Source organism: Herbiconiux ginsengi, assembly GCF_900107435.1.
Taxonomy (GTDB): Bacteria; Actinomycetota; Actinomycetes; order Actinomycetales; family Microbacteriaceae; genus Herbiconiux; species Herbiconiux ginsengi.
On sequence record NZ_FNPZ01000001.1, the window covers coordinates 621,695 to 634,202 of the forward strand.

A 12,508-nucleotide genomic window follows, 5' to 3' on the forward strand; every position below is an offset into this window, starting at 1 on the left:
ATTCGTCGGGACTGATGGTCGGGTCAGCCGACTCCGCTGGTCGAAAAGATGGTCTCTGCGGGCAGGAGGCCGGTCATGGCGGTGCTTGCCTGCCAGAGCTCTCGGGCATTGGCGGCGTTGCGGGACAGGGGTGACGATTCGGTCGGTGCACCGCGGTCGATGTAGGCGCCGGTCGTGGTCGCGAACGACGTGCCCGTGATGAGGGAGGCGAGAGCCGCCCCGGATTCGGCGGCCGTGCTCTGTTTGCCGATGAGGGTCCCCATGATGCCGCCGACGACGCGCACGGCAGCACGCGTAAGCGCATTGCCGGTCGGGGTGGAGAAGCCGGTGTCGGACATGGCGCCGGGATTGAACGCGTTCACCGTGATCCGCTTCTCGGTGTGTTCCCGGATGCGGCGTGCCATTTCGTAGGTGCAGTAGATGTTGCACAGTTTCGAGGTGCAGTACTGCGCCATGCCCGCCTTGCCGTGAGCGATCGCCTCGCCACTGTCGTATCGCACCCTCGCGGGGAAGAACGCGGGTGGATCGTGCAGGTCGCTGGTCACGAACACGATCCGTCCCTGATCGTCCATCGCCGGCAGGAGGAGGTTGGTGAGCAGGAAGTGTCCGAGGTGGTTGACGCCGAAGATCATCTCGAAGCCGTCTTCGGTTCGAGGGGCGCCGGCGACACCGGCTGCGCTGATCCCCGCGTTGCAGACGATGCCGCGAAGGGGCGGAAGACCCTCGTTGGTGAAGGCGGTGGCGAACGCGCGGACCGACGCCAACGACGCCAGGTCCACCTGCATCGCCTGGACGTGCGGGTTGCCGGTCTCTGATCGGAGGGACGCTGCAGCTCTTTCGCCTCGCGATCGGCTCCGGCATGCCAGCACCACCCGATATGCGGGGTCGCTGAGGGCGATGTTCCTTGCGGTCTCGTAGCCCAGGCCGGCGTTGCCGCCGGTCACGATCACGGTTCTGTCGTCCATGAGGATCGATGTTCCTTTCGAGCCGGCTGGCGGCGGTCGTGGTGCTGCAATAGACTCAATGAAACGGAAGGCATTCCGTTTGTAGTCACATCGTAAAAGGAGTGCGTTCCGTTTGTCTAGTGATGTTCCCCCGATGGCGCGGGAGCGAGCCGACCGCAAGCGCAACCGGGACCTGATCGTGAGGGTGGCCCGGGACGCGTTCGCACGCGCCGACGAGGCGGGCGAGGCCGTGTCGATGAACGAGATCGCGCGCGCTGCGAACGTCGGGCCGGCCACTCTCTATCGGCACTTCGCCACGCGGGACGAGTTGGCCGACGCCGTCTATCAGTCGAAGATCGACGACGTCACCGTGCGCGTTCTCGAGGCCACCCGTGACGAGGATGCACTCACCCGTCTCCGAGCGTGGGTGTCGGAGTTCGTGACATTCATGCTTGCGACCCGGGGGATGATGGACACCCTCCGGGCGGCCTGGCAATCAGCGACCGCGGCCACCTCGCCCACGGCGGCCAAGATCACGGGGATCCTTGAAGGCTTCGTCACTGCCGGCGAGGCCGATGGAAGCATTCGAGCCGACGTCGACCCCGCGGATCTGACCATCGCGGTGTTGGCCTTGCTGAGCGCAACGCCGCCCGGCGATTCCGGGGCCCGGTCGATGCGGTTGCTGCGACTGGTCATGGACGGTCTGGAAGACGCTAGCGTGAACACATGAGCAAGCCCGTCATCCTCGTCCTGCCCGGAGGCGGGTACAGCACACTCGCACCGCACGAAGGGGAACCGGTGGCCGAATGGCTACGGGGGCTGGGGTGGGAGGCACGCGTCATCCGGTACCCGGTGGCGACGCGGCATCCAGGCCCGTTGCGGGTCGTTCAGGAGGCGATCACTGCCGCACGGGCCGACGGCGCATCTGTGGTCGGCGTGCTCGGGTTCTCGGCCGGCGGGCATCTGGCCGGACACGCGGCACTCGTTCCCGATGCCCCGGAGGGCGCTCGCCCCGACTTCGCGGTGCTCTGTTATCCCGTCGTCTCGATGCTGACCGCCACGCACGCGGGTTCGCGGGCCCAACTGCTCGGTCCCGATCCCTCCGAGCAACTCCGCCGCGAGACCTCCCTCGAGCAGCTGGTGACTCCGGATGCACCACCCGTCTTCCTCTGGACCACGGCCGAAGACGCATCCGTGCCGATCGAAGAGCACACCTACCCCCTCGCCGCCGCCCTCGCCACGGCTCGGGTGCCGCACGAGGTGCACGTGTTCGAGAACGGTGGCCACGGGCTCGGGTTCGCGGAGGGCTACCCGGCCGCCGCCTGGACCACCCTCGCCGCCACCTGGCTCGATCGCCGCCGCCCCTGAGCCCGTCCCACCCCCAGGGCCACCAGGGCCGGGATCGCGGCCCGCAGGCCGCGCTCGACAACCCAGGGTGAGCACGGCGCCCGAGGCAACCAGCACCTCTTTCGGTGCGTCGAAATACTGTGAGTCGTGGCTCCCGGCCCCGGATGCGCACCCCCGGCTGCCACAATGGTGTCACCGAAGGGGAGTAGTTCCAGCGCCCACGCACTCTGGGCAGCGGACCTGTCGACACACTGGCCATCACGACGATCGGCCCGGCAATCCACCCCGGCGTCCGACCACCACGCGTCGCGCCGAGGCGAACGAGACCTTCGATCGACACCGCCGAGCGCTGCTGCGCCGACCGCCGATCAGGAGCCTCATGAACGACACCCCCACGCCTCGCGCACCCGGCGCATCCGTTACTGCGGACTCCACACCCACGCCCGCCGAGCTCCGCCGCTGGCGCCAATACCTCGCCGACGAGCGTGCAGAGGCGCAGGTCTACCGCGAGCTCGCGCAGCGCCGCTCCGGGCCGGAGCGCGCGATCCTCGAGGCCCTCGCCGAGGCCGAAGGCCGGCACGAGACCCACTGGCTCGAACTGCTCGGCGACGACGTGGGCAAGCCGCGGGCCGCCGACGTGCGCACCCGGATGCTCGCCGTGCTCGCCAAGCGCTTCGGATCGGTGTTCGTGCTCGCCCTCATGCAGCGGGCGGAAGCGCGATCGCCTTACGAGACCGATGCCGACGCCACACCCGCGATGGCCGCCGACGAGCGCATCCACGGCGAGGTCGTGCGCGCGCTCGCCGCCCGCGGGCGCAGCCGCCTCTCGGGCACCTTCCGCGCCGCCGTGTTCGGTGCCAACGACGGCCTCGTCTCCAACCTCGCGCTCGTGCTCGGCATCGGCGCGACCGGTGTGGCTCCGAGCGTCGTGCTCGCCACCGGCATCGCGGGTCTCCTGGCCGGCGCCCTCTCGATGGGCGCGGGAGAGTTCGTGTCGGTGCGGTCGCAGCGAGAGCTGCTCGCCGCATCCACCCCCGACCCCGACGCGCACACCGCGGTGCCACGGCTCGACGTCGACGCCAACGAACTGGCCCTGGTCTACCGGGCGCGTGGGATGTCGGAGACCGAGGCCGAGGCGAAGGCCCGCGACGTCTTCGGCGGCCTCACCACCACCACGGCCGCCATCCGCATCCAGCGGGTGGGGGATGCGGGCATCACGGCACCCGAGCTGCTGCCTGCCGACGAGACCGACGAGCACGAGGAGATCGGCACGGCCTGGCAGGCCGCGCTCTCGTCGTTCTGCTTCTTCGCCTCGGGCGCGATCATCCCGGTGCTGCCGTACTTGTTCGGGCTCTCGGGACTCGGCGCCGTCGCGTTGGCCGCCGGTCTGGTGGGGCTCGCCCTGCTCGGCACCGGCGCAGTCGTCGGCCTGCTCTCGGGAGGTCCGCCGCTCCGCCGCGCCCTCCGCCAGCTCGCGATCGGCTTCGGCGCGGCCGCGGTCACCTACGCCCTGGGCCTCGTCTTCGGCGCCAGCGTCGGCTGACCCCGAACTATTTGCCCCCAACGGCCCTGAAACCGCCGGGATAGGGCCGGAAGGGGCAAGAAGTCGGCGGAGTTAGGCCGAGACGGAGGCGAGCTCGTCGTAGGTGGCGAACTTCGTCGCCACGTCGCTGCCCGTGAAGTTGCCCACCCAGCCGTCGTCGTCGTGGAAGAAGCGCACCGAGACGTAGTCGGGGGTGGTGCCCATGTCGAACCAGTGCGTGGTGTCCTTCGGCACGGAGAGCAGGTCGCCGGCCTCGCAGAACACCGCGTGCACCTTGCCGTTCACGTGCAGGTAGAAGACGCCGGAGCCGCGGGCGAAGAAGCGGTCCTCGTCGTCGTCGTGCTGGTGCTCGCTGAGGAACTTCTGGCGTGCGGCGGCCGCGCTCGAGCGGTACTCGTCGCTGTCTTCGGGGGTGATCTGCACGACGTCGACGAGGGAGTAGCCGTGGTCGGCGTTCACCTGGTCGATCTCGGCCCGGTAGGCCTCGAGCACCTCGTCCTGCGTGGGGTTCTCGGGGAGCTCCTTGAGTTCCCACCGGCTGAACCGGGCGCCGAGGCCGGCCAGCACCTCACGGATCGTGTCGGCGTCCCGGGTCTGCAGCTCGGGCGTCGAGGGGTCGTTGTCGTTCCACACGGTGAGCAGAGTCATGCATCAATGCTATGCCTCCACTCCTGCACAATCTCCCCCGCGGGCACGCGGAGTAACAGAGTGCAACACAATTCGTCGGAAGCCGCGCGGAGGGCGTTGAATCGACGTTGCAATCACAGCCGTCGCCGGCCATCCCTCCGGCGTCACACTCTTCCCGAACGGAGCCACCCATGGCCATCTTCCGCCGAGCCGCCGCCGTCACGGCACTCGCCGCAGCAGGCATCCTCGCCCTGTCGGCCTGCGCTCAGTCCAGCACGTCGTCCGAGGGCGCCGAGAGCACCTCGACCGCTGTCACCGCCTCCGCCCCGCTGCCGGCGCCCTTCGACGGCGACCCGGTGAAGGTCGCTCTCGTGCGCCAGAGCGGCGCCGGCGACTACTTCGAGGCGTGGGGGGCCGGAGCCCAGGCCCAGGCGAAGTTCGCCAACATCGAGTTGCAGGTGACGGATGCGCGCAACGACAACGCGAAGCAGGCCAGCGACCTCGAGCAGGCCATCGCGTCGAAGCCGGATGCGATCATCATCGACCACGGCCAGACCGACACCCTGCAGCCGCTGGTCACGAAGGCCGTCGACGCGGGCATCCCGGTGATCGTCTACGACCTCGCCCTCACCGACTCCACCGGGGTCATCACGTCGAGCCAGTCCGACGAGTCGATGGCGAGCGGCGTGCTCGACCAGCTGATCGACGACGTCGGAGACGGCGCGAAGGTCGGCTACGTCTCGGCCGAGGGCTTCGCGGCGCTCGACCGCCGGGCCGTGGTGTGGAACCAGTACGTGAAAGACCACAACCTCGACGTGGTGTTCTCGACCGGAAAGGTCAGCGAGTCGACCGCGACCGACAACATCCCGCTCGTCGACGCCGCGCTCAAGCAGAACCCCGACGTGCAGGCCATCTTCGCGCCCTACGATGAGATCACCAAGGGCACGGTGCAGGCCGTGATCCAGAACAATCTCCAGGACAAGGTGAAGGTGTACGGAATCGACATCTCGAACGCCGACATCGAGGTCATCACCGCCGACGGCAGCCCCTGGGTCGCCACCTCGGCCACCGACCCGGCCGCCGTGGGCGCCGGTGTGGTGCGCGCCCTGGCCCTGAGCCTCGCCGGCCAGCTCGACGAGACCGACGTGCAGTTCCCGGCGAAGACCATCACGCAGCAGTTCCTGGCCGACAACAAGGCGACGAACGTGACCGAACTCCGCGCCGCCGAGCCCACCCTGAAGCTCGACGACGTCGTGGTCGCGGATTGGCTGCCCGCGGTCTCCGAATGACCTCACTTCCCACCACTCCGGTCGAGGGGCACGACGTCACCGTCGTGTCCCTCGTCGGCGTCTCGGTGGCCTACGGATCGAACGTGGTGCTGACCGATGTGGGGCTCGACTTCCGGGCAGGCGAGATCACCGCGCTCCTCGGAGCGAACGGCGCCGGCAAGTCGACACTCATCAAGGCCCTCTCGGGGGCGAACTCGCGGTACAGCGGCGAGATCCGCATCCGGGGCGAGGCCGTGCACCTCGGTTCGCCCGTGCAAGCGCGGCAGCTCGGCATCTCGGCGGTGCACCAGAAGGTGGCCGACGGCATCGTTCCGGGGCTGTCGGTGGCCGAGAACCTCACGCTCGACGACCTGGCGCAGGCGTCGCGGCATCCGCTGCGCAACCGCCGGGCGGCACTCGCCGACGCCCGGGCCGCCCTCGCAACGCTGGGCCTCGACTGGCCGGACGCCGTGCTGTCGCAGGATGCCGCGCGGCTCGCCATCTCCGACGCCCAGCTCCTCGTGCTGGCGCGAGCGCTCCGCACCACCCCACAGCTGCTCATCCTCGACGAGCCGACCTCGGCGCTCACCGCCGCGGAGGCCGAGCGTCTCTTCGACGTGCTGCGGGCACTGCGGGCGTCGGGGCTCTCGATCATCTACGTCTCGCACCGCTTCGGCGAGATCGAGGCGCTGGCCGACCGCGTGGTGGTGCTCCGCGACGGCGTCGTGCAGTCGACGAGCGAGCGGCCGTTCGAGTGGCACGGCATCCTGCACGACATGCTCGGCCGCGCCACCGCACTCGACCACGATCGCGGCGAGACCCATCGCGGCACGGCCGAGGCGGCGACGCTCGACGGCGTGCGGTTGTTCCCCGAGTCGGCGCCGGTCGACCTGGCGATCCGCTCGGGCGAAGTGCTCGGCATCCTGGGCTTGATCGGAGCCGGCAAGACCGAGATCGCCGAATTGCTCGGCGGCCTCGCCACCCCGCTCGCCGGCTCCCTCACCCTGCAGGGCCGGGCCTACGCTCCCCGACGACCCGGCGACGCGATCGCCGCCAAGGTCGTGCTGGTTCCCGAAGACCGCCAGCGACAGGGCATCCTGCCGGGCTGGTCGGTGCTGCGCAACATCACCTTGCCGTTCCTGCGCGAGTCGAGCGTGGCCGGGCTCGTGCGGCGACGTTTCGAGCGCTCCCGGGCCGACTCCGTCATCGACACCCTCTCGGTGGTGGCGAGCGGACCGGATGCGTCGATCGACGACCTCTCCGGCGGCAACCAGCAGAAGGTGGTGGTGGGCCGCTGGCTCTCCGCCGGGCCCGCGCTCGCCATCCTCGACGAACCGTTCCGCGGCGTCGACATCGCCGCGCGCCGCGAGATCGGGCAGCGCCTCGCCGCTCTGGCGGCCGATGGCGCCGCAGCCGTCGTGCTCTCCAGCGACGTCGACGAGATCTTCGAGGTGGCCGACCGCATCGTGGTGCTCGTCGGCGGGCAGATCGAGCTCGACCGCTACGCCGACGAGGTCGACCGTTCGACGGTGATCGGGGCGTTCCTCGGGCAGTCGCACGGCGCATCCGCCGGAGCGACCGCATCCGCCGGCGCGACCCCATCCGCCGCCGCACCTCTCGCGCCCGCCGCCGCACCCGCGTCGGCCGCCGCCCCACCGTCAGCGCTCACCGCACCCGCCTCCTCGCACCCCACTCCGGCGCCCGATCCCGAAAGGCCCTCGAATGTCTAGCCCCAGCGTGGTCTCCACGAAACCCTCGACGGGCGAGCGCGCGGCCGCGTTCGTCGTGAAATGGGGCTTCGTGGCGGTGACGGTCGCCCTCATCCTGTTCTTCGTGATCACGGAGCCGAGCTTCCGCACGGTGGACAACATCTTCGGCATGCTGAAGTTCATCGCGCCCACCGCCATCGCGGGCCTCGGCGTGATGCTCGCGATGACGGTCGGCGGCATCGACCTGTCGGTGGGCGCCTCAGCGGGCTTCGCCGTGTCGATCGCGGCCTGGACCATGGTGATCGCCAACCAGGTGGGTGGCGTCGCGGTGTCGGTGGTGCTGGTGTGCGGGCTGCTGATCGGTGCGCTCAACGCGTTCCTCATCGTGGTGGCCCGCATCCCCGACCTGCTCGCCACACTCACCACGATGTTCGTGATCGTGGGCCTCAAGCTGATCATCGTCGACGGCAAGTCGATCTCGTCGCAGATGACGCTTTCGAACGGCACCACGGCGCCCGGCAAGTTCACGGCCGACTTCCTCTGGCTCGATCGCGGGAGCGTGGGGCCGATTCCGGTTCCCGTCATCATCTTCCTCGTCGTCACCGTGCTGCTCTGGTTCCTGCTCGAGCGCACGCGCTGGGGGCGGGCGCTGTTCGCCGTGGGCACGAACTCCGAGGCGGCTCGGCTCTCGGGCATCCGGGTGCAGTGGTATCGCACCGCCGCCTACATGGGGTGTGGGCTGCTTGCATCCGTCGCCGGCCTGCTGCTGGCCGCGCGCATCGGGCAGGGCGACGTGAGCGCCGGCAACTCGCTGCTGCTGGATGCCGTGGCGGTCGCCCTGGTGGGCGTGTCGGTGCTCGGCATCGGACGCCCGAACGCCTGGGGCACGGCGCTCGGGGCGGTGCTCATCGCCGTGATGGTGACCGGGTTCACGATGCTCGGACTGCCCTACTACGCGCAAGACTTCGGCAAGGGCATCGTGCTGCTGGTGGCCCTGCTGTTCAGCTTCACCTTCTCGCGTCGCCGCACCGTGGTGACCGCCGGATCGACGACCTCGAGCTCCTGATGACCGACTTCTCGCAACTCCGCTCCGACTCGGTGGCCGCTTACCTGGCGTCGCGATCGGCCCTCGCCGACCGCATCGACGCGGCGCGCGTCGCGTCCGTCCGCGAGGTGGGCGACGGCAACCTGAACCTGGTGTTCATCGTGCACGACGCATCCGGAGCATCGCTCGTGCTGAAGCAGTCGCTGCCGCACGTGCGCACCGATCCCTCGTGGCCGATGACACGGGAACGTTCGGCGCGCGAGGCCACGGTGCTCTCGTGGCACGTTCGGGCGGATGCCCAGCACGTGCCGGCGTTCTACGACTTCGACGCCGAGAACTACGTTCTGGCGATCGAGAACCTCTCCGACCACCGGGTGTGGCGCAACGAGCTGAACGAGGGGCGGGTGCACGCCTACGCCGCCGACGAGCTCGGCCGGTACATCGCGCGCACGGCGTTCGCCACCTCGCCGCTCGGGTTGGATGCGCTGGAGCACAAGCGACTGATCGCACGGGCGATCAACCCGGAACTCGGGCAGATCACCGAAGACCTCGTATTCACCGAGCCCTACATCGAGCACCCGCACAACGCGGTGCTCCGGGCGAACGCCGCCGACCTGGCCGAGCTGCGGGCGGATGCGGCGCTCGTGCGGGAGATGGGCCTGGCGAAGTACCGTTTCATGACGGCCACCCAGTCCCTCATCCACGGCGACCTGCACACGGGCTCGGTCTTCGTGCGCCCCGCGTCCGCGTCCGACGATGCGGATGCTTCGGGCGACCACGTCGAGGTCGATCCGCACGAATTCGCGAAAACGGATGCCGCGGGAAGCGCCGCAACGCGCGGATCAGCGACCGCCGCACCCCCCGAGGCGTCGGTTCGGGCCTTCGACAGCGAGTTCGGGTTCGTCGGGCCGACGGGGTTCGATCTCGGGGCGCTCTGGGGCAACTTCATCCTCGCTGCGGCGCGGGCGGAAGCGCTCGGCGAGCCAGACCGCGCCGAGTTGATCCTCACCCTCCCGGGGCGTCTCTGGACGAGTTTCGAAACCGAATTGCGGTCCCTCTGGCCCGCCAGGATCGATCCCCGCGTCTGGGGAGACGAGGTGCTCGACGAGCTGCTCGCCGGCATCCGCGACGACGCGGCGATCTTCGCGGCCGCCAAGGCGATCCGGCGCATCGTCGGCTTCGCGAAGGCGAGCGACATCGAGTCGCTGCCCCCCGCCCAGCGCGAGGGAGCGGCCCGTGGAGTGCTGCGAGCAGGCCGCGCCCTGGCGCTGACCCGCCACGGCATCGCCGACGTCGACGCCCTGGCGGCCGAGTCCCTCATCACCCTCCGCGCCGCCGCCACCCCCTGACCCCCGTGCGCGTACCCACCCCTCCCCACCCGCAGCCATAGCGGCCCCTCCCCCAAGCACAGCCGTCGTGGATCGCTCGGATGGCTCCGGTGTGGCGGGCGTCTACGGGCAGAGCCGTCCGAGCGATCCACCACGGCGTCCCCCTCTCCCACGTGGCACACGATATGCCCACTCAGCACTTGCTGGCCCGTTTCTGCCAGGCGGGCGCGGCGACTCGTCCCAAACCGGGCAAAAAGGTGCGATTTGGCCCAGTTTGGGACGAGTGGGGCGCGGAGCGTGCCCGAGCGAGCGAGTTCGGGGAGACTGGTGGGGCACGCGATGGAGGTCGGCAGATGGTGGACGTGGCAGGCGAACGGATGGGCGACCTGGTCGTGTTCCTCGAGGAGGGCACGGCCGCCGCGGGCGTGGATGCCACGCCGGGCGCGACGGTGGACGCTCGCGCGACGGTGGAGGCGGGCATCACGGGCGCTGCCGGAGACACGGGCAGTCCGACCCACCGGCGTCGGGCTGTGCCACTCGCCGAGGCGCAGATCAACGTCGCCGACCTCGCGCTGACCCGCGGTGACGGGATCTTCGAATCGATCGGTGTGATCGACGGCCGGTTCATCGAGCTCGATCGGCACCTCGCCCGCCTCGAGCACTCCGCGGCTCTGCTCGACCTGCCGCGACCCGACGCCGCCGCCTTCGCCGCGGCCGCCCGACGCGGCGTCGAGGCGCACACGAGGGAGCCGGAGCTGCTGGTCAAGCTCTTCTACAGCCGCGGCATCGAAGGCGCCGACACCCCGAGCGGCTGGATCGAAGTGCTCACGGGCGACGACCATCGGGCGGCCCGCAGCACGGGCATCCGCGTCGTCACCCTCGACCGCGGCTACCGGCATGACATCGCCCAGACCGCGCCGTGGCTTCTGCAGGGCGCCAAGACGCTCTCCTACGCGCTCAACAAGGCCGCCCTCCGCGAGGCGGCCCGGCGCGGCGCCGACGACGTGATCTTCGTGAGCACCGACGACGTGGTGCTCGAGGGCCCCACCTCGAACGTGCTGCTGCGACACGGCGATCTGTTCCGCACTCCGCGAACGGACCTCGGCATCCTGGCCGGCACCACGCAGGCCGCGGTGTTCGAGACACTCGCGGCCCGCGGGTTCGAGACGCTGGAGGCCGCGCTCTCGGTGGCCGATCTCGTCTCGGCCGACGCGGTGTGGCTGCTCTCCAGCGGCCGCCTCGTGGCGCCGGTTCGAGAACTCGACGGGCAGAGCATCCCGGTCGACCGCGAACTCACGGGGAGCCTGCTCGCCGAGACCTTCGGCGTGCCGCCGGTTCCCCTCCCCTGACCACCGCGCATTCCTGACGACGAGGAGCCGACCGTGAGCGACCACTCCCCCGCGCATCCCTCCGCCCGCGACGGCGACCCGAGCGGAGGAACCGGTCGCCCCGCCGGCACCGTGCTGGGCAGCCGCCTCAGGAGGATGACGGGCCGCGACCCGAACGAGCGGCACCGCGCCGCCACACCCCTCGAGCTGCTCTTCGATCTGGCCTTCGTGGTGGCCTTCAGTCAGGCCGGCGGCCAGCTCTCGCACTATCTCGCCGACGCCCGGTTCGGGCCGGCGATCGGCGGCTTCGCCTTCTCGATGTTCGCGATCTGCTGGGCCTGGATCAACTTCTCCTGGTTCGCCTCCGCCTACGACACCGACGACTGGTTCTACCGCATCACCACGATGGTGCAGATGATCGGTGTCGTGATCGTGGCGCTCGGCATCCCGCCGCTGTTCCACTCGCTGGCCGAGGGGCACTACATCGACAATTCGATCCTGGTCGCCGGCTACGTGGTGATGCGCGTCGCGATGGTGGCGCAGTGGTTGAGGGCGGCGCGGCAGGATCCGAGCCGGCGACGCACGGCGCTCACCTATGCCCTGTTCATCACGATCGCGCAGATCGGCTGGGTCGGGACGGCCATCGCGCACTTGACCATCGCCGTCGCCGTGCCGCTGTCGCTGCTGCTCTTCGCGGTCGAGGTCGTAGGACCCTACATCGCCGAACGACGCAGCGGCACGGATGGCACCCCCTGGCACGCCCATCACATCGCCGAGCGCTACGGCCTGCTCACGATCATCGCCCTCGGCGAGGGCGTGTTCGGCACGGTGACGGCGGTGTCGGCGGTGGTGGAGGAGCACGACTGGACCACCGAGGCGGCGCTGCTGGTGGTGGCGGGCATCGGACTCACCTTCGGACTGTGGTGGTCGTACTTCCTGGTGCCCGCGGGCCCGATCCTGGAGCGCTATCGCCGGAAGTCGTTCGTCTGGGGATACGGACACATGCTCGTCTACGCCTCGATCGCCGCCACCGGCGCCGGGCTGCACGTCGCCGCCTACGTCATCGAGGGCGAGGCGCACATCGGCACCGTGGGCGCGGTGCTCGCCGTGGCCATCCCGGTGCTGGTGCTGTGCCTGTCGATCTTCGCGCTCTACGACTACCTGGTGGAGCAGATCGATCCGTTCCACTTCTGGTTGATGGCCGGAACGGCGGCGCTGCTCGTTCTCGCCGTGCTGGCCGCCGTGTGGGGAGCGTCGCTCGGGGTGTGCCTCGTGCTGATCACGCTGTCACCGTTCGTCGTGGTGGTCGGCTACGAGACCGTGGGTCGCGAGCACGAGGCAGAGGTGCTGGCGCGCCGCCTGGCGTGAG

At 69.9% G+C, this 12,508-nt stretch carries 11 protein-coding genes; 9 read left to right on the plus strand and 2 right to left on the minus strand.

Going from position 1 to position 12,508, the window contains the following annotated elements:
• Window positions 1-23: 23 nt before the first annotated feature.
• Entirely contained in the window at window positions 24-965 is a 942-nt protein-coding gene (locus BLW00_RS03045; protein ID WP_092548988.1) for an SDR family NAD(P)-dependent oxidoreductase, read from the minus strand.
• 133 nt (window positions 966-1,098) lie between these two features.
• On the opposite strand from BLW00_RS03045, the gene BLW00_RS03050 reads away from it, so the two are divergent.
• From BLW00_RS03050 to BLW00_RS03060, 3 genes are all read left to right on the plus strand, one after another.
• Complete coding sequence (locus tag BLW00_RS03050) at window positions 1,099-1,674, plus strand: TetR/AcrR family transcriptional regulator (RefSeq protein ID WP_092548991.1); 576 nt, start codon at window positions 1,099-1,101, stop codon at window positions 1,672-1,674.
• A complete protein-coding gene (locus BLW00_RS03055; RefSeq protein WP_092548994.1) occupies window positions 1,671-2,312 on the plus strand; it encodes an alpha/beta hydrolase in 642 nt (213 codons plus the stop codon). The genes BLW00_RS03050 and BLW00_RS03055 overlap by 4 nt, the downstream gene beginning before the upstream one ends.
• A gap of 358 nt (window positions 2,313-2,670) precedes the next feature.
• On the plus strand, window positions 2,671-3,834 hold the full coding sequence (locus BLW00_RS03060; RefSeq protein ID WP_092548997.1) for a VIT1/CCC1 transporter family protein: 1,164 nt from the start codon (window positions 2,671-2,673) through the stop codon (window positions 3,832-3,834).
• A 72-nt stretch (window positions 3,835-3,906) separates the two neighbouring features.
• Here the strand turns inward: BLW00_RS03060 and BLW00_RS03065 are convergent, their stop codons facing one another.
• Window positions 3,907-4,482: a 1,2-dihydroxy-3-keto-5-methylthiopentene dioxygenase gene (locus tag BLW00_RS03065; protein ID WP_092549000.1), complete on the minus strand. Its 576-nt coding sequence runs from the start codon at window positions 4,480-4,482 to the stop codon at window positions 3,907-3,909.
• Window positions 4,483-4,652: 170 nt separating this feature from the next.
• On the opposite strand from BLW00_RS03065, the gene BLW00_RS03070 reads away from it, so the two are divergent.
• The 6 genes from BLW00_RS03070 to BLW00_RS03095 all read left to right on the plus strand — a co-directional run bounded on the left by BLW00_RS03070 (window position 4,653) and on the right by BLW00_RS03095 (window position 12,507).
• Window positions 4,653-5,750, plus strand: coding sequence for a substrate-binding domain-containing protein (locus BLW00_RS03070; RefSeq protein ID WP_092549003.1), 1,098 nt, complete (start codon window positions 4,653-4,655; stop codon window positions 5,748-5,750).
• The gene (locus BLW00_RS03075; RefSeq protein ID WP_092549006.1) at window positions 5,747-7,459 is read left to right on the plus strand and encodes a sugar ABC transporter ATP-binding protein; all 1,713 of its coding nucleotides are present in this window, start codon (window positions 5,747-5,749) and stop codon (window positions 7,457-7,459) included. The genes BLW00_RS03070 and BLW00_RS03075 overlap by 4 nt, the downstream gene beginning before the upstream one ends.
• A complete protein-coding gene (locus BLW00_RS03080) occupies window positions 7,452-8,504 on the plus strand; it encodes an ABC transporter permease (RefSeq protein ID WP_092549008.1) in 1,053 nt (350 codons plus the stop codon). Before BLW00_RS03075 ends, BLW00_RS03080 begins: the two co-directional genes overlap by 8 nt.
• A complete protein-coding gene (locus BLW00_RS03085) occupies window positions 8,504-9,832 on the plus strand; it encodes an S-methyl-5-thioribose kinase (RefSeq protein ID WP_092549011.1) in 1,329 nt (442 codons plus the stop codon). The genes BLW00_RS03080 and BLW00_RS03085 overlap by 1 nt, the downstream gene beginning before the upstream one ends.
• Before the next feature lie 332 nt (window positions 9,833-10,164).
• Window positions 10,165-11,160, plus strand: coding sequence for an aminodeoxychorismate lyase (locus BLW00_RS03090; protein WP_281242371.1), 996 nt, complete (start codon window positions 10,165-10,167; stop codon window positions 11,158-11,160).
• Window positions 11,161-11,193: 33 nt separating this feature from the next.
• Window positions 11,194-12,507 carry a low temperature requirement protein A gene (locus BLW00_RS03095; RefSeq protein WP_245741227.1) on the plus strand — a complete coding sequence of 438 codons (1,314 nt, stop codon included), beginning with the start codon at window positions 11,194-11,196 and terminating at the stop codon, window positions 12,505-12,507.
• Window position 12,508 lies beyond the last annotated feature (1 nt).

What these genes read in the sequence shown, in the direction of transcription:
- BLW00_RS03045 (WP_092548988.1), bottom strand. Translation starts at nt 965, where the DNA reads ATGGACGACAGAACCGTGATCGTGACCGGCGGCAACGCCGGCCTGGGC.
- BLW00_RS03050 (WP_092548991.1), top strand. Translation starts at nt 1,099, where the DNA reads ATGGCGCGGGAGCGAGCCGACCGCAAGCGCAACCGGGACCTGATCGTG.
- BLW00_RS03055 (WP_092548994.1), top strand. Translation starts at nt 1,671, where the DNA reads ATGAGCAAGCCCGTCATCCTCGTCCTGCCCGGAGGCGGGTACAGCACA.
- BLW00_RS03060 (WP_092548997.1), top strand. Translation starts at nt 2,671, where the DNA reads ATGAACGACACCCCCACGCCTCGCGCACCCGGCGCATCCGTTACTGCG.
- BLW00_RS03065 (WP_092549000.1), bottom strand. Translation starts at nt 4,482, where the DNA reads ATGACTCTGCTCACCGTGTGGAACGACAACGACCCCTCGACGCCCGAG.
- BLW00_RS03070 (WP_092549003.1), top strand. Translation starts at nt 4,653, where the DNA reads ATGGCCATCTTCCGCCGAGCCGCCGCCGTCACGGCACTCGCCGCAGCA.
- BLW00_RS03075 (WP_092549006.1), top strand. Translation starts at nt 5,747, where the DNA reads ATGACCTCACTTCCCACCACTCCGGTCGAGGGGCACGACGTCACCGTC.
- BLW00_RS03080 (WP_092549008.1), top strand. Translation starts at nt 7,452, where the DNA reads ATGTCTAGCCCCAGCGTGGTCTCCACGAAACCCTCGACGGGCGAGCGC.
- BLW00_RS03085 (WP_092549011.1), top strand. Translation starts at nt 8,504, where the DNA reads ATGACCGACTTCTCGCAACTCCGCTCCGACTCGGTGGCCGCTTACCTG.
- BLW00_RS03090 (WP_281242371.1), top strand. Translation starts at nt 10,165, where the DNA reads ATGGTGGACGTGGCAGGCGAACGGATGGGCGACCTGGTCGTGTTCCTC.